The organism is Promicromonospora sp. NPDC052451, from assembly GCF_044547525.1.
Classification (GTDB): domain Bacteria; phylum Actinomycetota; class Actinomycetes; order Actinomycetales; family Cellulomonadaceae; genus Promicromonospora.
Genome location: NZ_JBIUAP010000014.1, coordinates 62863 through 81875 on the forward strand (window position 1 = coordinate 62863; position 19013 = coordinate 81875).

Below are 19013 nucleotides of genomic sequence, written 5' to 3' on the forward strand. Positions count from 1 at the left end.
GTCGTCCGGCGTGTCGCGGCGGTCCGCACGGCGCGACCGGACAAGACACGACACAATAGGGCTATGTGGTGGTCGGTCATTCTGCTCGTGGTGTGCCTGGTCCTGGCGGTCGGCGTGTTCGTCGTCGCCAGCCAGATGGACGCGCCCTCGAACAAGGCCGAGGACTTCTCGTTCCTCCAGTGGTTCCGGTCGGGTCTCGCGCGTCTGCGGGGTGATCACTCGCGTCGCCGGGACGGTCGCCGGCACGGCGCGTCCGCCGTGGCGACGCACGCGGTGGGTGCCCCGTCCGTCTGGGTCGGCAAGCCGCCCGTGCTCAAGCCCGACACGTCCCCGGTCGACATGGGGATGTCCGAGTTCTTCGCCGCGACCATCGAGTCCAAGCCGGGGTACGTCGACGCGGAGGAGCTCACCGACGTGCTGAACCGCGCGCGGGACCAGGCGCAGAAGACGCTCCACGTGCCGCTGGGCACGGTGCCGCTCAAGCCGGCCAATCTCGTGCCCGGCCAGCTCCGTGCGGTGCGCCCGGTGCGCAGCGTGCAGAAGATCCCGCAGGAGCCGCCGGCGGACCAGGGCCCGGCCCAGGCCGCCAGCTAGCCGGCCGCGGGGCGCTCGCCCCACATCGTTCCGTTCCGCGGTGTGACAGCCGCGGGTTCGACGGCGTGCGCCCGGTCGGCGGCCGGTGCGTGCAGCGACTTCGGTCAACAGCGTGACGTCCGGCTCGATGTTCGGTCCGGTGCCCTGACTTCGGTCCATCGATCGACCGGTCTCGGGGCAAGGGACCGAGCTCGCGGGGACCGGGCGGGCAACGGACCGAACGAGTCGGCGGTGCCGGGCCGTGGGTGCGGGTGCGGGTGCGGGCCGACCTGCCCGCGAGAGTGCTTCCGCACCGCCCCGCGCGGGATGAAAGAATCTGGGGCGTGAACGAGCTTCCCTGGATCGAGATCATCTCCGCCGTCGTCGTCCTCGCGGGCGGCGGTGGCGTCGCCGGCCTGCTGGTGGCGCGCCGTCGTCGGCACGACCAGGAGCGGGGCGGCGGCACGACCACCCTGGAGCGTGAGCCCGGGGCGTCGGCCCAGGCCACCGCGGAGCCTGCGGCGGGCGGCACGGCCACCGCCATCCGGCCGGAGCCCGACGTCGCGCCCGAGCCGGCGGCCCCGGTGGTGGAGACGCCCGCCCCGACCGCCGGCCGCCTCGTGCGCCTGCGCGACCGGCTCGCCCGCTCCGGGTCGCCGCTCGGGGCCCGGTTGCTGTCGGTCCTGTCCCGGGACGCGCTGACCGAGGACGACTGGGACGAGATCGAGGAGGAGCTGCTCCTCGCGGACGTCGGCGCTGGTCCCACCACGGAGCTCCTGGACGCGCTGCGCACCAAGGTGCGGGTGCTCGGCGTCCGCGAGCCCGGGGCCGTGCGCGAGCTGCTGCGGTCCGAGCTCGTCACGCTGCTCGACCCGAGCCTGGACCGGACGCTGCGCACCGAGCCGACCACGGCGGACGACGGCACGCACCTGCCCGCCGTGACCCTCGTGGTGGGCGTCAACGGCACGGGCAAGACCACCACGGTGGGCAAGCTCGCCCGGGTGCTGGTGGCCGACGGCCGCAGCGTGGTGCTCGGTGCCGCCGACACGTTCCGGGCGGCGGCCGCCGACCAGCTCACCACGTGGGGCAACCGCGTGGGCGTGCCGACCGTGCGGTCGGACCGCGAGGGCGCCGACCCGGCGTCGGTCGCCTTCGAGGCGGTGGCGCGCGGGCGCGACGAGAAGATCGACGTGGTGCTCGTGGACACCGCCGGGCGCCTGCAGAACAAGGCGGGGCTCATGGACGAGCTCGGCAAGATCGTGCGCGTCTCGAGCAAGGTGGTGCCGCCGAGCGAGGTGCTGCTGGTGCTCGACGCGACCACCGGTCAGAACGGGCTGTCGCAGGCCCGGGTCTTCGCGGAGGTCGCCGGCGTGACGGGCATCGTGCTGACCAAGCTGGACGGCACGGCCAAGGGCGGCATCGTGGTGCAGGTGCAGCGGGAGCTCGGCGTGCCGGTCAAGCTGATCGGCCTGGGCGAGGGGCCGGACGACCTGGCGCCGTTCGACGTCGAGGAGTTCGTGGACGGCATTCTCGGCTGAATGCGGGCCGCCTACTGAATGCAGCGCGAATTGTCGTCGGATTGTCTTGTGTCCACCATGCGAGAACGGTGTGTTTCCGGCGGATAGCGCAGGAATCACGATCCCATCACGGTCGATTGAATAATTTCGCCCATTTCGCTCGCGAAATGAGACGTTTACATGCCTCGGCCCTGCGTCACGCATCCGTAACCTCGATGCGGGCCGCGTGTAACGCCTTCCCGGGACGGTAGTCCGCGGTGGGCCGAGTCACCAAGGACCGGTCCGGGGAGAGAGGCAACCGATGGAATTCGAACTGGACAGTGGCAACACTGCCTGGCTGATTACCGCCTCCTCGCTCGTGCTGCTGATGACGCCGGGCCTGGCGTTCTTCTACGGCGGCATGGTGCGTGGCAAGAGCGTTCTGAACATGATGATGATGAGCTTCGCGTCGATCGGCGTCGCGGGACTCGTGTGGGTCGTCTACGGCTACGGGCTCGCGTTCGGCCCGGACCTCGGCGGCTTCATCGGCAACCCGGCCGGCCTGATCGGCCTGACGGTGGACAACGCCGCCAGCCCCACGACGGCCATGGGCATCCCGGCTCTCGTCTTCGCGGGCTTCCAGGCGACCTTCGCCATCATCACCGTGGCGCTCATCTCGGGTGCCATCGCGGATCGCGCCAAGTTCGGCACCTGGGTCGTCTTCACGGCGATCTGGGTCACGATCGTCTACACGCCGCTGGCCCACTGGGTCTGGGGCGGCGGCATGTTCGGCGCCGACGGCTGGCTCGCCTCGGCGCTCTCGCTGCCCATCGACTTCGCCGGTGGCACCGTGGTGCACATCAACGCCGGTGCCGCCGCGCTCGCCCTGGCGCTCATCCTCGGCAAGCGCAAGGGCTTCGGCACGGAGGCCATGCGCCCCCACAACCTGCCGTTCGTCATGCTCGGCGCCGCGCTCCTGTGGTTCGGCTGGTTCGGCTTCAACGCGGGCTCGGAGCTCGCCGCCGACGGCACCGCGGGCCGCGCCTGGGTCAACACCCTCGTGGCGACCGGTGTCGCCATGCTCGGCTGGATGGTCACGGAGAAGTTCCGCGACGGTGCGGCCACCTCGCTCGGTGCCGCGTCCGGTGTCGTCGCCGGTCTGGTCGCGATCACCCCGGCCGCCGGCACGGTGGACAGCTGGGGCGCCATCGTCATCGGCCTGGTCGCCGGTGTCCTGTGCTCCCTCGCGGTGGGCCTCAAGTACAAGTTCGGCTACGACGACTCGCTCGACGTCGTGGGCGTCCACCTGGTCGGTGGCCTCGTCGGTACGGTCCTGATCGGCTTCTTCGCCACCAACGGCCGCTACGACTCGTTCTACTTCGAGGGCTCGCTCAACGGCCTCTTCTACGGTGGTGGCGTCACGCAGCTGATCACGCAGATCGTCGCCGCGCTGATCGCCGTCGTCTACAGCTTCGTGGTCACCGCGGTCATCGCCTACGCCCTCAAGGCGACGATGGGCTGGCGGATCTCCGAGGAGGCCGAGGTCAGCGGTATCGACCTCGCCGTCCACGGCGAGACGGCGTACGAGAACTCCGGTTCCACCATCACCGAGGTGCGCTGACCGTACTACGGTGCAGCGACCAGACTGCTTAGGAGGCAGCGCATGAAGCTTGTCACGGCGGTCCTCCAGCCGCACCGGCTGGATGACGTGAAGACGGCGTTGGAAGGTGTCGGGGTTCGCGGCATGACCGTGAGCGAGGCCAGCGGCTACGGCCGGCAGAAGGGCCACACCGAGGTGTACCGCGGTGCCGAGTACACCGTGGACCTGGTGCCCAAGGTCCGCATCGAGGTCCTCGTCACCGACGCGGACGTCGCGGCGGTCACGGACGCGGTGGTCGGCGCGGCCCAGACCGGCAAGATCGGTGACGGCAAGGTGTGGGTCGTGCCCGTCGAGGACGTGGCTCGCGTCCGCACCGGCGAGCACGGCGACGCCGCCCTCTGACGGGGAGTGTCCGACGTCGCATGACCACTGACCCGGCGTCCGAGGGCGCCCGGGAGCAGGCGGAGGCCCCGCACCCCACCGCAGGGGTGCGGGGCCTCCGTGACGAGCTCCTCACCATCGCCACCGACCTGACCGGTCCGGGTCGCTCCGGCCTGGCTCGGCGCTCCGCCGTCGGCCAGCGGGCGACCGAACGCCTCGGCGCACTGTTCGCGGAGGCGACGGACGGCGTCGACCCGTCGGGCATCGCCTTGGCGGCCGTCGGCAGCCTCGGGCGCGGGGAGCTCGGCCCTCTCAGCGACCTCGACCTCGTGCTGGTGCACGACGGCCGCACCCACGGCGCCGACGAGCTGAAGCAGGTCGCCGAACGGCTCTGGTACCCGCTGTGGGACTCGGGCGTGGACATCGACCACGCCGTGCGGTCCCTGAGCCAGTCCCGCCAGGTGGCCGCGAGCGACCTGCCCGCCGTGATCGGCTGGCTGAGCGTGCGGCCCGTGGCGGGGGACGCCGTCGTCGTGCACCGGGCGGCGTCGGCGGTGCTGACCGACTGGCGCGCCGCCGCGCGACGGCGCCTGCCCGAGCTCATCTCGTCGACGCGCGACCGCGCGCAGCGTGCGGGGGAGCTCGCCTACCTCATCGAGCCCGACCTCAAGGAGGCCCGGGGCGGCATGCGGGACGCCGTGCTGCTCTCCGCGCTGGCCGCGACCTGGCTCACCGACCGCCCGCACGGCGCGGTCGACGCCGCGTACACGCAGCTGCTCGACGTGCGCGACACGCTCCAGGTGGTCACCCGGCGGCGTACCAGCCGCCTGCTGCTGGCGGACCTCGAGGAGGTCGCCGGGCGGACCGGTCACGACGACGGCGACGAGCTCCTGGCGGCCCTGGCCGAGTCGGGGCGCGTCATCTCCTACGCGCTGGACATGACCATCCGGCGGGCACGCCAGGCGCTGGCCCGTCCGGTAGGCGTGGGCAAGCCGCTCATGGTGCGCGGGCGGCGCACGCCGCCGCGCCTGCGCTCGGTGGGCGACGGCCTGGTGGAGCACGACGGCGAGCTGGTGCTCGGTGTCGGCACCCGCCCGGCCTCGGACCCGCTGCTGCCCCTGCGGGCCGCCGCGACGGCTGCCCGGACGGGCCTCGTGCTGTCCCCGGTGACGATCCGCAGCCTGGAGCAGTGCCCGCCCCTGCCGCAGCCGTGGCCGCCCGCCGCACGGGAGAGCCTGCTGGCACTCCTGGGTGCGGGGCCCGCGCAGGTGCCCGTCTGGGAGGCCCTCGACCTCGCCGGCGTGGTCACCTCCTGGTTCCCGGAGTGGGCGGACGTGCGCAACCGGCCGCAGCGCGCGGCGATCCACCGGCACACCGTGGACCGGCACCTCGTGGAGACCGCGGCGGTGGCGGCGAAGCTGCGGCGGCGGTTGCCGGAGGTGGGGTCCCACGGTGGTGCGACGTCGGGCGACCTGCTGCTGCTCGCCGCGCTGCTGCACGACATCGGCAAGGTGCGGGGCGCTGCCGACCACGCCGTGGAGGGTGCCGCGCGGGTGCCGGCCATCCTGACCCGGGCGGGCTTCGCGCCCGAGGTGGTCGACGACGTCACGCGGCTCGTGCGGCACCACCTCACGCTCGCCGACCTGGCCACGCGGGCCGACCCCGACGACCCGGAGACGGTGACGCGGCTGCTGGACGCCGTGGACCACCGCCGCGACCTGCTCGACGTGCTGCGGGCCCTGACCGAGGCGGACACCACGTCGCTGGGGCCGAAGACCTGGACGGAGTGGCGAGCGCAGCTCGTGGACGGGCTGACCGAGCGGGCGCGCCTCGTGCTCACCCGGTGAGTCAGACCTTTGGTATCGCATTGGTCCGGCGGCTGACCCGGGCTCTTCCTGACGCATAGAACGGGTGTGCGATGTCGGGAGGGCTCGTGACAGGATCATGTGCGTGGCAAGACACACGTCGTTCCGGTTCTGTCTCGATCTGTCGGTCGAGCAGGAACGTGTGCTGTCCCGGCACGTGGGAGCGGCGAGGTTTGCGTACAACCAGGCCCTGCGCTTGCACAAGGATGCTTACGCCGCTGCCCAGCGCGGGCAGACACCCGGGGTGGGGTCGGACGGCGACCCCGGGAACGGCGACGGCCCGCGTGTTGGTCGGGTGCCGTGGACGGGGTTCGACCTCATCAACGTGTTCAACGCCTGGAAAAGGTCCGAGGCCGCTGGACGCCGGTTCCTCGTTGAACCGAGCGGGATTGTGCGCGTGGAGGTGGCCGGCCTGGCGTGGCGGGATCAGGTGTCGTCCGAGGTGTTCGAGGAAGCCACCGTCGATCTCGGCCGCGGGCTGAAAGCGTGGAACGACTCCCGGACCGGTGCCAGGAGGGGGCCGAAGGTCGGGTTCCCGCGGTTCAGGAGGAAGAGCCTGACCGGTGGGTCGTTCCGGATTCGAAACAAGACCAGGAAGGGTCGGGCCAGCATCCGTTTCGGGGATGGAGGTCACGCCCGGTCGGTGAGATTGCCGAAGATCGGCGTTCTGCGGGTGCGGGAGGACACCCGGCGGTTGCGCAGGATGATCTCCAGGGGCAGGGCGCGGGTCCTGCATGTGACGGTATCCCGTGGGGTGAGCCGATGGTGGATATCGATCACCGTGGAGGCCGCTGACCTGCACCCCGCGGTGCGGCACCTGCCTCAGTCTGCTGAGTCGTCCCCGCAGGTGAGGGCCGACGACTGGGTGGGTGTGGATCGTGGTCTGCACGCCCTGGCTGTCGCGGGCTCGGCTGATGGCGTCGAGGTCCTGCGGGTCACCAATCTGCGTGCCCTACGGCACGGTCTGCCGCGGCTGCACCACCTGTCCCGGGCCGTGTCGCGCAAGAAGAAGGGATCGAAGAACCGCCAGAAGGCTGCCGTGCGTCTGGGGCGGCAGCATGCCCGGATCCGTGACCGCCGCCACCACACGCTGCACCAGGTCTCGAACCAGCTGGTCAAGAACCACGCCCTGCTGGTCCTGGAAGACCTGAACATCACCGGCATGACGAGCAACCGCAAGCTCTCCCGCGCCGTCTCGGACGCTGCCTGGGGTGAGCTGGCCCGGCAGATCGCCTACAAGCAGGCCTGGCGTGGTGGGCAGGTCCTGGTCGTGGACCGGTGGTTCCCGTCGTCCAAGACGTGCTCGGCCTGCGGCACCCTCCACAAGGGCCTCACGCTCAAGGACCGCACCTTCGGGTGCCGCCAGTGCGGGCTGGTCATGGACCGGGACCTGAATGCCGCAGTGAATCTCGCCGCCTGGGCCGAGAACCACACCCGAACCGTCACCGACGGTGCGGGGCGTGGTGCTGCCCGGGTCGGGGACCGTCAAGCAGCCGGCCCCGTCACCAACGCCTACCGACAGCGCACCCCTACCCAGCCCGGCTCTCGTGGCCGCGGCGGCAAGGGACTGGACGACGTAGGAACCAGCCAGACCGCACCCGCGGCCTGAGACCTGGACGCCCGAGAAGGGCGGTGCCTCACAAACGAATCCGATTGTGGTGCATGCTGGATTAGGCTGTGTCCGTGTTCAACTCCCTGTCCGACCGGCTCACCTCGACGTTCAAGAACCTGCGCACGCGCGGCCGTCTCTCCGAGGCGGACATCGACGCGACCGTGCGGGAGATCCGCCGCGCCCTCCTGGACGCGGACGTCGCGGTGCCCGTGGTGCGGGAGTTCACCGCCGCGGTGCGCGAGCGGGCGCTCTCCTCGGAGGTCTCGGGTGCGCTGAACCCGGCGCAGCAGGTCGTCAAGATCGTCAACGAGGAGCTCGTCGACATCCTCGGCGGCGCCACCCGGCCGCTGACGCTCGCCAAGACGCCGCCCACCGTGATCATGCTCGCGGGTCTGCAGGGTGCCGGTAAGACCACCCTGGCCGGCAAGCTCGCGCACGCGCTCAAGGGGCAGGGGCACACGCCGCTGCTGGTCGCCGCCGACCTCCAGCGCCCGAACGCCGTGACCCAGCTCTCCGTGGTGGCCGAGCGGGCGGGCGTGCCCGTCTTCGCACCGCACCCCGGCAACACCTCGGACGCCGACGACCCGGCCGCCGACGCGCCCCTGATCGGCGACCCGGTCGGCGTGGCCCGCGACGGTGTCGCGTTCGCCAAGGAGCGCCAGCACGACGTCGTGATCGTGGACACCGCCGGCCGCCTCGGCATCGACCAGGTGCTCATGCAGCAGGCCGCGGACATCCGTGCCGCGGTGAACCCGGACGAGGTCCTGTTCGTCATCGACGCGATGATCGGTCAGGACGCGGTGAACACCGCCAAGGCGTTCGCCGACGGCGTCGACTTCACCGGCGTCGTCCTGTCCAAGCTGGACGGCGACGCGCGCGGTGGTGCCGCGCTGTCGGTCGCGAAGGTGACCGGCCGGCCCATCATGTTCGCGTCCACCGGCGAGAAGCTGACGGACTTCGAGGTCTTCCACCCCGACCGCATGGCGAGCCGCATCCTCGACATGGGTGACGTGCTCACCCTGATCGAGCAGGCCGAGAAGGCGTTCGACGCCGAGCAGGCCGAGAAGATGGCCGGCAAGCTCGCCAGCGGCCAGGACTTCACGCTCGCGGACTTCCTGGTGCAGATGCAGCAGCTGAAGAACATGGGCTCGATGAAGAAGATGCTCGGCATGCTGCCGGGCATGGCCCAGATGCGGGACCAGCTCGACCAGTTCGACGAGCGCGAGGTGGGCCGCATCGAGGCGATCATCCACTCGATGACGCCCGCCGAGCGCGACAACCCGAAGATCATCAACGGTTCGCGCCGCGCGCGCATCGCCAAGGGTTCCGGCACCACCACGACGGCCATCAACCAGCTCCTGGAGCGGTTCGAGAACGCGCAGAAGATGATGCGCCAGATGTCCAAGGGCGGCGGCCTGGGCCCGGGCGGGATGCCCGCCATGCCGGGTGGCCCCGGCATGGGCATGGGCAAGAAGTCGCGTGGCAAGACCCAGCCGCCCAAGAAGGCCAAGAAGGGCAAGTCCGGGAACCCGGCCAAGCGCGCCCAGCAGGAGAAGGAAGCGATGCAGCGTGCGCTCGGCGGCGGGCCGGCCACGTCCGTCTCGTCCGCGCCGGCGGGTTCGGCCTTCGGCGTCGCCCCGAAGAAGGACGAGACGCCCGACCTGAGCAACCTCGAGCTGCCGCCGGGCCTGGAGAAGTTCCTGGGTCGGTGAGGTCGGCGGCGCGCGCCGTCCGCCGGGTGGTTCCGGCGGGCGGGCCGACGGTGGTGCGGTGCGGGGCGTGTCCACAGGGTGAATCGGGGAGAGCGAAGGAGCCGCATGTCTGCGCTGGAAGGTCCGACCGCGGCGATCCGTGGGCACATCCTGCTCGGTGACGACCGCGAGGCCGAGGAGATCTGGGTCCGCTCGGGCCGGGTGAGCCTCACGCGGCCGTCGGCGCAGGGCACCAACATGCGGGTGCTGGAGGGCTGGGCCCTGCCCGGTCTGGTGGACGTGCACTGCCACATCGGGCTGGCCGCCGACGGCGCCGTGCCGGTCGAGGAGGCGGAGAAGCAGGCGGTCGCGGACCGTGACTCGGGCGTGCTCCTGGTCCGGGACGCGGGCTCGCCGCTGGACACCGCCTGGGTGCACGACCGTCCCGACCTGCCGCACCTGCTCCGCGCGGGCACGCACCTCGCGCGCCCCAAGCGGTACCTGCGCAACTACGGGCTGGAGCTGGAGTCCCCGGACCTGCTCCCCGACGCCGTCCGCACGCAGGCGCGCCGCGGCGACGGCTGGGTCAAGCTCGTGGGCGACTGGATCGACCGCACCCTGGGGGCCGACGGCGACCTGCGGCCGCTCTGGTCGGACGAGCTGCTGGCCGAGGCCGTCGCGGTGGCGCACGCCGAGGCCGCGCGGGTGACCGTGCACGCCTTCGCCACCGAGACGATCGACGGGCTGCTGGCGGCCGGCGTCGACTGCATCGAGCACGGCACGGGCATGACGGCCGAGCACATGGCCGTTGCCGCCGAGCGCGGTGTCGCCGTGACGCCCACGATGCTGCAGATCGGGCAGTTCGAGAACATCGCCGCGCAGGCGGACGGCAAGTACCCCGTGTACGCGGAGCGGATGCGCGCCATGTACGCCCGGCGGTACGAGCACGTGCGGAACCTGTACGACGCCGGGGTACGGCTCCTGGTCGGCACGGACGCGGGCGGCACGATCTCGCACGGCCGGATCGCCGACGAGTGCGCGGAGCTGGTGGCGGCGGGGATCCCGCCGGCCGAGGTCGTGGCGATGGCCTCGTGGCGGGCCCGCGAGTACCTGGGGTTCGGGGCGGTGGTGGAGGGCTCCAGCGCGGACCTCGTGGTGTACCCGGCCGACCCGCGCGAGGACATCGAGGTGCTGCGGCACCCCACGGCGGTGGTGCTGCGCGGCGTCGTCTACCCGGCCGCAGGCTGACGGGTCGCGCGGGCGTGTCGCGACCGCGCGGTGTGAGGCACGCCTGGTTGGTGAGGCCCTCCGCGGTCTGGCACAATGTGCAGGTACTCGGCGTGCCCGGACCCCTCTCACCCGGTCAGGTCGTGTCCCGGTCCTACCCACTGCGTCACCCCACGTCGCGGTGCACGGGCCATCCCATTCAGAACCAGGAGTGACCACTTCGTGGCCGTCAAGATTCGTCTCAAGCGCCTCGGCAAGATCCGGGCCCCGTACTACCGTGTCGTCGTCGCCGACTCGCGCACCAAGCGCGACGGTCGCGTGATCGAGGAGATCGGCAAGTACCACCCGACCGAGGAGCCGTCGCTCATCGAGATCAAGTCGGAGCGCGCGCAGTACTGGCTCGGCGTCGGCGCTCAGCCGACCGAGCAGGTCGCCGCTCTGCTCAAGGTGACCGGTGACTGGCAGAAGTTCAAGGGCCTGCCGGGTGCCGAGGGCACCCTGAAGGTCAAGGGCGAGAAGGCCGACGCCGCCGCCGCGATCGAGGCCGTGCACGCCGACGCCGAGAAGGCCAAGGCCAAGGCTGCCGAGAAGGCCGCCGCTGCCGCCGCCGAGGCTCCGGCCGAGCCGGCCGAGGGCGACGAGGCCTGATGCTCTCGGAGGCCCTCGAGCACCTGGTGCGCGGCATCGTGGACAACCCGGACGACGTACGCGTCTCCGCGAAGACGCTGCGCCGTGGTGACCTGCTCGAGGTCCGTGTGCACCCCGACGACCTGGGCCGTGTCATCGGCCGGGGTGGTCGCACGGCGCGCGCCCTGCGCACCGTGATCGGTGCGCTCGCCACCGACGGCCCGGTGCGGGTCGACGTCGTGGACGTCGACCGGCGCTGACCGCTCGGTACCCAGCACGACGACGAGGCCCGGTCCGGACGTGGACCGGGCCTCGCTCATCTTCGAGGAGAGACATGCAGCTCACCGTGGCCCGCGTCACCAAGGCGCACGGGCTCAAGGGCGAGGTGGCCCTGGACCTGCGCACGGACGAGCCGGAGGTCCGGCTCGCCGTCGGCGAGCGGCTGGAGACGGTGCCCGCCGACGCGGGACCGCTCACGGTGACGCACGCCCGGCAGCACCAGGGGCGGTGGCTGGTGACGTTCGCCGAGGTGCCCGACCGGAACGCGGCCGAGGAGCTGCGGGGCGTCGAGCTCGTCGTCGAGGCGAACGTCTCCGACGAGGAGGACGCCTGGTACCCGCACGAGCTGGCGGGCCTGCGCGCCGAGCTGGAGGACGGCACCGTGGTGGGCACCGTCGTCACGCTGGAGTACCTGCCGGCCCACGAGGCCCTGCTCGTCGAGGAGACGCTGCCCGACGGCGGCACGGCCCGCACCCTGGTGCCGTTCGTGATGGCGATCGTGCCCGTGGTCGACGTCGCCGGCGGTCGCGTGGTGCTCACGCCGCCCGGCGGCCTGCTCGCGCGGGACGCGGACGCCGCGATCGTGGACCGGGCCGACGACGTCGACGGCGAGGACGGCTGACGTGCGGGTCGACGTCGTCTCGATCTTCCCCGACTACCTGTCTGTCCTCGACCTGTCGCTGGTCGGCAAGGCGCGGCAGCGCGGCCTGCTGGACCTGCGGGTGCACGACCTGCGGGACTGGACCACCGACCGGCACCGCACCGTGGACGACACACCGTTCGGCGGGGGAGCGGGCATGGTCATGCGGCCCGACGTGTGGGGCGTCGCCCTGGACGACGTACTGACGCCGGGTGCCCAGCTCATCGTCCCCACGCCGTCGGGCGAGGTGTTCACCCAGCGGCACGCCGAGGAGCTGGCGACGGCCGAGCAGCTCGTGTTCGCGTGCGGGCGCTACGAGGGCATCGACGCCCGCGTCGCCGAGCACTACCGCGCGGCCGGGGTCACCGTGCGGGAGCTCTCGATCGGCGACTACGTGCTCAACGGCGGCGAGGTCGCCTCGCTCGTGATGATCGAGGCCGTCGCGCGGCTGGTGCCCGGCATGGTCGGCAACCCGGAGTCCCTGGTCGAGGAGTCGCACGGCGCCGCGGGCCTGCTCGAGTACCCCGTGTACACGAAGCCGCCGGCGTGGGCGGACCTGGAGATCCCGGAGGTGCTGCTGTCGGGGCACCACGCACGGATCGAGCGCTGGCGCCGGGACCGGGCCCTGGAGCGGACCGCCGCGCACCGACCGGACATGATCGCGGCCCTGGACCCGGCGGGTCTGGACAAGCACGACCTGGCGCTGCTCGCGGAGCTCGGGTGGGTGCCCGGGGCCGACGGGAACGCGCTGGTGCGGGCCTGACATCACACACGTACGTGTCGGTGCGCACCCGCATGTGTGGCAGAATGAGCCGTTGGTGCGTCGCCGGTCAGGTCTCTGCCACAGGGGACGACCGGGGCGGGCAACCGTCCCTGACCGGGTCAAGCCGCACCATCATCCTCACCCTTCCGGGACCCTGGCGGCCGCACGGCCGCGGCAGGGCCCACGATATTCGCGCCTGACCTGTGGCAGGCCCGGAGAGAACGATGCAGAAGCTCGACATGATCGACGCCGCCTCGCTGCGGTCCGACATCCCGGCGTTCCGCGCCGGTGACACCGTCAAGGTCAACGTCAAGGTCGTCGAGGGCAACCGCTCTCGCGTCCAGGCGTTCCAGGGCGTCGTCATCTCCCGCCACGGCGGTGGGATCGGCGAGACGTTCGCGGTTCGCAAGGTCAGCTTCGGTGTGGGCGTGGAGCGCAAGTTCCCGCTGCACGCGCCGACCATCGAGTCGATCGAGGTCGTCACCCGTGGTGACGTGCGTCGCGCGAAGCTGTACTACCTGCGCGAGCTGCGCGGCAAGAAGGCGAAGATCCGCGAGAAGCGCGAGGTCTGACGCTTCCGAGCGTTCCCGTGTCGGCCGTCACCCTCCGTCGGAGGGTGGCGGCCGATGCCGCGCCTGCCCCGTTCTGTGGTGATATCAGACGGGGTCGGTGTGGGCTCGCGAGGCCGTTTCGCCGCGGGCACCGAGAGGTGACAGAGTTACCCTCGTGACGAGTTTCGACCGGGTGGCACCGCCCACCCCTACCGATGGGACGCCGTTGAGCGCAGCAGATCCGTGGGGCAACAGCGGGGCGCATCGTCGGGACGGGGCCGCGCACGGTCGTGCACCGAAGCAGCAGTCGGGCGTTCTCGCGATGCTGCGGGAGATCGGCATCATCGTGGTCAGCGCGCTGGTGCTGTCGTGGCTGATCAAGACCTTCCTGGTGCAGCCGTTCTACATCCCGAGCGCCTCCATGGAGGACACGCTGACGCAGGGCGACCGCGTCATGGCGTCGCGGCTGACGCCCGGCCCGTTCGACCTGGAGCACGGGGACATCGTCGTCTTCGTGGACCCGGGTGACTGGCTCCCGCCGTACGTGCCGCCGGAGCGCGGGCCGATCGGCGACGCCGCGGTGTCGTTCCTGACCACGGTGGGCCTGCTGCCGCAGGACACCGGTGACCACCTCATCAAGCGCCTGATCGGCCTGCCCGGCGACACGGTGGAGTGCTGCGACGCCGAGGGTCGCGTCTCGGTGAACGGCACGCCGATCGACGAGACGTACATCAAGCCGGGGTCGATCCCGAGCCAGGACTCGTTCGAGGTCACGGTGCCCGACGGCATGCTGTGGGTCATGGGCGACAACCGGCAGAACTCGCAGGACTCGCGGTACAACCGCGGCAAGCCGGGCGGCGGGTTCGTCCCCGTCGAGAACGTCGTGGGCACGGCGTTCGCCACCGTGTGGCCGCTGGACCGGCTGAACTGGCACAGCACCCCGTCCGACGTCTTCGCGAACGTTCCCGACGAGCCACCCGCGGGGGAGTAGGCCGTGGTGACGGTGCCGACCCTGCGGCAGGAGCGCGCGCTCCTCGCCTCGGGCGCCCGCCTCGTGGCGGGCATGGACGAGGTGGGGCGCGGGGCCCTGGCGGGCCCGGTCAGCGTGGGCGTCGTGGTGGTGGACGCCACCACCCGCACCGGGCCGAAGGGCGTGGCGGACTCGAAGCTCCTGACGCCCGCCGCGCGCGAGGCCATCGCTCCCGCCGTGCGGCGCTGGGCGGTGGCCTGGGGCGTCGGACACGCAGGACCGGCCGAGATCGACGAGGTCGGAATCATCGCGGCGCTCCGGCTCGCGGGCCGGCGAGCGCTCGCGCAGGTGCGGCTGGTCTGCGGAGACGTCGACGTGGTGGTGCTGGACGGCAAGCACGACTGGCTGTCCAGGCCGGCGCTCGACCTGTTCGCGGCGTCGGAGATCCCGGACGACGACGTGCCCGAGCCAGCGGTGCGCACCCTGGTCAAGGCCGACATGACGTGCACGTCGGTCGCCGCCGCCAGCGTGCTGGCCAAGGTCGAGCGCGACGCGATCCTCGTCGAGCTGGCCCAGCGGCACCCCGAGTACGCGTGGGACCAGAACAAGGGCTACAGCGCCAAGGCACACATGGACGCCCTCGGCCTGCACGGCCCGACACCGCAGCACCGCAGGTCCTGGAACCTGCCCGGAACCGCGGCGTCGGTGGGATGATGTCGTCGTGAGCGCCGAAGACCTCGAGAACTACGAGACGGAGATGGAGCTAGCGCTCTATCGCGAGTACCGCGACGTGGTGGGCCTGTTCTCCTACGTGGTGGAGACCGAACGCCGTTTCTACCTGGCCAACCAGGTGGACCTGCAGGTGCGGTCGGCGGCCGGTGAGGTGTACTTCGAGCTGCGGCTCGGGGACGCCTGGGTGTGGGACGTCTACCGTTCCGCCCGCTTCGTGAAGTCGGTGCGCGTCGTGACGTTCAAGGACGTGAACGTCGAGGAGCTGGCGAAGGCCGAGCTGGCCCTCTGAAACTCGTCCCGGGCCGGTAGGGACCCTCCTGGCGCCGTTCCAGGGCTGCGAGCGTTACGCCGAGCCTGTGGATCGTCGGTCTGTGCACATGTGAGCCCGCCGGCGCCGCCGTCGCCCCCTGTCGTGACCAAGGCTGGTCACGGAGGTGGACGCGATGGCGAAGAAGGACGGCGTGGGCCGGTACGGCGAGCGGGTGGCGCGGCGGTACCTGGAGGAGCGCGGCTGGGCGGTGCTCGACACCAACTGGCGCGGCAAGGACGGTGAGCTCGACATCGTCGCGGTCGACGGCGACGTGCTGGTGGTGGTCGAGGTCAAGACACGGACCGGTCTCGGCTACGGTCATCCGGCCGAGGCGGTCACGGCGCGCAAGCTGGCGCGGGTCAAGCGGCTGACCGGGCAGTGGCTCACCGCGTTCCGGGAACGGACGGTGGCGGCGCAGTTCGCCGAGGAGGCAGCGTCGGTCCCGATGCCGGTCGGGGCTCCCGGCGGGGCGCCTGCCGGCGCGGCGCCGGTCCTCTCGGACACGCGGACGAGCTTCGGCTCGATCCGGATCGACGTCGTTGCCGTGACCCTGCCCCGGCGTGGCCGGGCCGTGGTCGAGCACCTCGAGGCGGTGGCCTGATGGGGGTGGCGACCACGCGGGCGGTGTCGCTCGTCGGGATGCAGGGGCACGTCGTGGAGGTGCAGGCGCACCTGGCGGCGTCCGTGCCGGGTTTCACCCTGGTGGGGCTTCCGGACACCGCGCTGAGCGAGTCGCGGGACCGGGTGCGTGCGGCGGTGACCTCCTCCGGGGTGCCGTGGCCGGTCAGGAAGATCACGGTGAACCTGTCGCCCGCGTCGCTGCGCAAGCGCGGCAGCGCCTACGACCTGGCGATCGCCGTGGCGGTCCTGGCCGGCGCCGACGGCCCGGCGTCGCCGGGGCTGCGCCAGGAGAGCCTGGCCCGGACGGTGCACCTGGGCGAGCTCGGGCTCGACGGGCGGCTGCGGCCCGTGCGGGGAGTGCTGCCGTCGGTCGCGGCCGCGGTCGACGCCGGCTTCCCGGACGTGGTCGTGGCCGCGGGGGACCTCGACGAGGCGCGCCTGGTGCCTGGTGCGCGGGTGGTCGGTGCCGCCAGCCTCGCCGAGGTGCTGGTGCTGCACGGCGGCCCGCCCGAGCTGGTGCGCGAGGTGGTCACGGTCCGGCCGGAACGCTCCGCGCCGCCCGCCCGGCTGCCCGGTGACCTCGCCGACGTGCTCGGCCAGGACCGGCCGCGGTTCGCCCTGGAGGTGGCCGCAGCCGGCGGGCACCACCTGTTCCTGGTCGGGCCGCCGGGTGCGGGCAAGACGATGCTGGCGTCCCGCCTGCCGGGGATCCTGCCCGACCTGACGGACCAGGAGGCGGTCGAGGTCACGGCCGTGCACTCCGTGGCGGGCACGTTCGATCCGGGCGGCGGGCTGATCCGCCGGCCCCCGTTCGAGGACCCGCACCACACGGCGACGCCGGCGGCCGTGGTGGGCGGCGGGTCCGGCGTGCCGCGTCCCGGTGCGGTGTCGCGGGCACACCGGGGCATCCTGTTCATGGACGAGGCCCCGGAGTTCCGGTCCGACGTGCTGGAGACGCTCCGCCAGCCGCTGGAGCAGGGCGAGCTCGTGATCCATCGGTCGGGCGGTGCGGCCCGCTACCCGGCCCGCTTCCAGCTCGTCCTGGCGGCCAACCCCTGCCCGTGCGGGATGGCGGTCGGCAAGGGGCTGGACTGCAGCTGCTCGCCGACCGTGCGCCGCCGGTACCTCGCGCGTCTGTCCGGCCCGCTCCTGGACCGCGTCGACGTCCAGGTCGAGGTGCGGCGCGTGGACCGGGTCGAGCGGCTCGAGGGCTCCTCCGAGCCGACGGCGGCGGTGGCGGCCCGGGTGCTCGGCGCCCGCGAGGCGGCGCGCGCCCGGCTGGCCCAGACACCCTGGTCGACCAACGTCGAGATGCCCGGGCGGTTCCTGCGCGAGCTGCTCCGGCCGCGCCCGGGGCTGCTGGGCCCGATCGACCGCGCGATGACGGCCGGGACGTTGAGCCTGCGCGGGGTGGACCGGGTGCTGCGGATCGCCTGGACCGTCGCGGACCTCGCGGGCCGTGCGGCGCCGACCGTGGCCGACGTCGGCAACGCGCTGCTGCTGCGTACGGGAGGCGACCATGCCTGACGCGCTTTTCGGACGGCCCGGACCCGGCCTCCGGTTCGACGCCGACGACCCGGTCCTGGCCCGGGCCGCATGGAGCCGCCTCGCCGAGCCGGGCGATCCCGTGGCGGGCGCCCTGGCGGACAGCCTCGGCCCGGTGGACGCGCTCCGCTGGCTGGTGGACGCGGCCGGTGCGCCGGAGCAGGCGCAGGCTGTGCTCCACCGGATCGCGGGTGGCCGTGCGCTGTTCGGTGGGGCCGCGGACGCACCCGGGCGGTTGTTCGGACCGGTCGCGGAAGGACCCGCGGAAGGACCGGCGGCGGAAGGACTGCCGGCGGAAGGACCGGCCACGGAGAGGTCGGCGACGGAGGGGCCGGCGGCCTCCGGGGCGCGGGCGGTGGAGCTCGTCGTGGCGGCCGTCCGGCGCTGGGCACCTCGGCTCGAGCGGCTCGACCCCGCCGGTGAGCTCGCGGTGCTCGACCGGTACGGCGGCACCTTCCTGACCCCGGAGGACCCGCGCTGGCCGGCGTCGCTGGGTGCCCTGCGTGCCATCGCGCCGTTGTCGCTCTGGGTGCGCGGGGAGCCGGATCTCGGCAGGCTCGCGGAGCGTTCGGTATCGCTCGTCGGGTCGCGTGCATGCACCGACTACGGCATCCGGGTGACACGATCCCTCGCGTGCGGCCTGGCCGACCGCGGGTTCACCGTGGTCTCCGGGGGCGCCGCGGGCATCGACGCGGAGGCCCACCGGGGCGCGCTGGTCTCCGGTGCGCCGACCGTGGCCTTCCTGGCCGGCGGCGTCGACCGGTTGTACCCGGCGAGCAGCACCGACCTGCTGCGTCGGGCCGCCGACCAGGGTGGCGCCGTGGTGAGCGAGGTGCCACCGGGCTCGGTGCCGGGCAAGCAGCGCTTCCTCAAGCGGAACCGGCTGATCGCGGCGCTCACGTCCGGCACGGTGGTGATCGAGGCGTCCGTGCGCTCCGGCGCGCTGTCCACCGCCAACCACGCCGTGCGACTGCTGCGGCCGCTCGGCGCGGTCCCCGGGCCGGTCACCTCGATGGCGTCGGCGGGCTGCCACGAGCTGCTCCGCCGCGGCGCCGCGGTGTGTGTCACGGACGCCGCCGAGGCCGCCGAGCTGGTCGGGGACGCAGGGGAGACCGCGCCGCCACGCCGGGGTGAGACGCGCCCCGAGGACGACCTCGACGCCGCCGGCAAGGCCGTGCTCGACGCGCTGCCCGTGCGTAGACCGGCCCACGAGCGATCGGTGGCCCGCGCGGCGGGCCTGGCACTGGGCGAGACGACGGGTGCGCTGGGACTGCTGGAGCTGATGGGACTGGCCGAGCAGAAGGACGGTGGCTGGCTGCGGCGATGACCAGGGAGGTCGCACGGCGTCCGTGGCTCGTGTCCGAGCGTGAGATCGGCCGGGGCCGGCCGGCGTCCCGGGGCTGGCGGGTGCGGGTGGATGCGGGCGGGTGCGGGGCGGTGCGGGGCACCGCGTACGGACGGCGCGCCTTCGTCGCCCGGCGGCAGGCGAGGCGCACACTGGAAAACGTGGACCTTACCGACCTGTCCGGC

The 19013-nt window shown here is 72.6% G+C and carries 19 protein-coding genes; all 19 read left to right on the forward strand.

The window, feature by feature from the left end:
- Nucleotides 1-63 precede the first annotated feature (63 nt).
- The 19 genes from ACIG47_RS21625 to dprA all read left to right on the forward strand — a co-directional run bounded on the left by ACIG47_RS21625 (nucleotide 64) and on the right by dprA (nucleotide 18810).
- The gene (locus tag ACIG47_RS21625; protein ID WP_397416119.1) at nucleotides 64-594 is read left to right on the forward strand and encodes a hypothetical protein; all 531 of its coding nucleotides are present in this window, start codon (nucleotides 64-66) and stop codon (nucleotides 592-594) included.
- Nucleotides 595-917: 323 nt separating this feature from the next.
- Nucleotides 918-2111: a signal recognition particle-docking protein FtsY gene (gene ftsY, locus ACIG47_RS21630; RefSeq protein WP_397433118.1), complete on the forward strand. Its 1194-nt coding sequence runs from the start codon at nucleotides 918-920 to the stop codon at nucleotides 2109-2111.
- Between the two features lie 280 nt (nucleotides 2112-2391).
- Nucleotides 2392-3690, forward strand: a complete 1299-nt coding sequence (locus ACIG47_RS21635; RefSeq protein WP_397416113.1) for an ammonium transporter — start codon at nucleotides 2392-2394, stop codon at nucleotides 3688-3690.
- A 42-nt stretch (nucleotides 3691-3732) separates the two neighbouring features.
- Entirely contained in the window at nucleotides 3733-4071 is a 339-nt protein-coding gene (locus tag ACIG47_RS21640) for a P-II family nitrogen regulator (RefSeq protein WP_397416111.1), read from the forward strand.
- A 20-nt stretch (nucleotides 4072-4091) separates the two neighbouring features.
- Nucleotides 4092-5897, forward strand: coding sequence for an HD domain-containing protein (locus ACIG47_RS21645; RefSeq protein ID WP_397433119.1), 1806 nt, complete (start codon nucleotides 4092-4094; stop codon nucleotides 5895-5897).
- Nucleotides 5898-6000: 103 nt separating this feature from the next.
- Nucleotides 6001-7524 carry an RNA-guided endonuclease InsQ/TnpB family protein gene (locus ACIG47_RS21650; protein ID WP_397433120.1) on the forward strand — a complete coding sequence of 508 codons (1524 nt, stop codon included), beginning with the start codon at nucleotides 6001-6003 and terminating at the stop codon, nucleotides 7522-7524.
- Nucleotides 7525-7598: 74 nt separating this feature from the next.
- Nucleotides 7599-9239: a signal recognition particle protein gene (gene ffh / locus ACIG47_RS21655; protein WP_397416104.1), complete on the forward strand. Its 1641-nt coding sequence runs from the start codon at nucleotides 7599-7601 to the stop codon at nucleotides 9237-9239.
- 105 nt (nucleotides 9240-9344) lie between these two features.
- Nucleotides 9345-10466: an amidohydrolase family protein gene (locus ACIG47_RS21660; RefSeq protein ID WP_397433121.1), complete on the forward strand. Its 1122-nt coding sequence runs from the start codon at nucleotides 9345-9347 to the stop codon at nucleotides 10464-10466.
- A 201-nt stretch (nucleotides 10467-10667) separates the two neighbouring features.
- Nucleotides 10668-11093, forward strand: coding sequence for a 30S ribosomal protein S16 (gene rpsP / locus ACIG47_RS21665; protein WP_397416100.1), 426 nt, complete (start codon nucleotides 10668-10670; stop codon nucleotides 11091-11093).
- Entirely contained in the window at nucleotides 11093-11332 is a 240-nt protein-coding gene (locus ACIG47_RS21670; protein WP_119138001.1) for an RNA-binding protein, read from the forward strand. Before rpsP ends, ACIG47_RS21670 begins: the two co-directional genes overlap by 1 nt.
- Nucleotides 11333-11406: 74 nt before the next feature.
- Nucleotides 11407-11973: a ribosome maturation factor RimM gene (rimM, locus tag ACIG47_RS21675; RefSeq protein ID WP_397433122.1), complete on the forward strand. Its 567-nt coding sequence runs from the start codon at nucleotides 11407-11409 to the stop codon at nucleotides 11971-11973.
- A gap of 1 nt (nucleotide 11974) precedes the next feature.
- Entirely contained in the window at nucleotides 11975-12754 is a 780-nt protein-coding gene (gene trmD / locus ACIG47_RS21680) for a tRNA (guanosine(37)-N1)-methyltransferase TrmD (protein ID WP_397433123.1), read from the forward strand.
- Between the two features lie 224 nt (nucleotides 12755-12978).
- Nucleotides 12979-13326, forward strand: a complete 348-nt coding sequence (rplS, locus tag ACIG47_RS21685) for a 50S ribosomal protein L19 (RefSeq protein WP_397416093.1) — start codon at nucleotides 12979-12981, stop codon at nucleotides 13324-13326.
- A 205-nt stretch (nucleotides 13327-13531) separates the two neighbouring features.
- Nucleotides 13532-14296, forward strand: a complete 765-nt coding sequence (gene lepB, locus ACIG47_RS21690) for a signal peptidase I (protein WP_397416091.1) — start codon at nucleotides 13532-13534, stop codon at nucleotides 14294-14296.
- 3 nt (nucleotides 14297-14299) lie between these two features.
- Complete coding sequence (locus tag ACIG47_RS21695) at nucleotides 14300-14989, forward strand: ribonuclease HII (RefSeq protein ID WP_397416089.1); 690 nt, start codon at nucleotides 14300-14302, stop codon at nucleotides 14987-14989.
- Nucleotides 14990-14996: 7 nt separating this feature from the next.
- Nucleotides 14997-15296: a DUF2469 domain-containing protein gene (locus ACIG47_RS21700; RefSeq protein WP_119137991.1), complete on the forward strand. Its 300-nt coding sequence runs from the start codon at nucleotides 14997-14999 to the stop codon at nucleotides 15294-15296.
- Between the two features lie 154 nt (nucleotides 15297-15450).
- Nucleotides 15451-15918: a YraN family protein gene (locus ACIG47_RS21705; RefSeq protein WP_397433124.1), complete on the forward strand. Its 468-nt coding sequence runs from the start codon at nucleotides 15451-15453 to the stop codon at nucleotides 15916-15918.
- A complete protein-coding gene (locus ACIG47_RS21710; protein WP_397416085.1) occupies nucleotides 15918-17465 on the forward strand; it encodes a YifB family Mg chelatase-like AAA ATPase in 1548 nt (515 codons plus the stop codon). The genes ACIG47_RS21705 and ACIG47_RS21710 overlap by 1 nt, the downstream gene beginning before the upstream one ends.
- Nucleotides 17458-18810: a DNA-processing protein DprA gene (gene dprA / locus ACIG47_RS21715; RefSeq protein WP_397433125.1), complete on the forward strand. Its 1353-nt coding sequence runs from the start codon at nucleotides 17458-17460 to the stop codon at nucleotides 18808-18810. The genes ACIG47_RS21710 and dprA overlap by 8 nt, the downstream gene beginning before the upstream one ends.
- Nucleotides 18811-19013 lie beyond the last annotated feature (203 nt).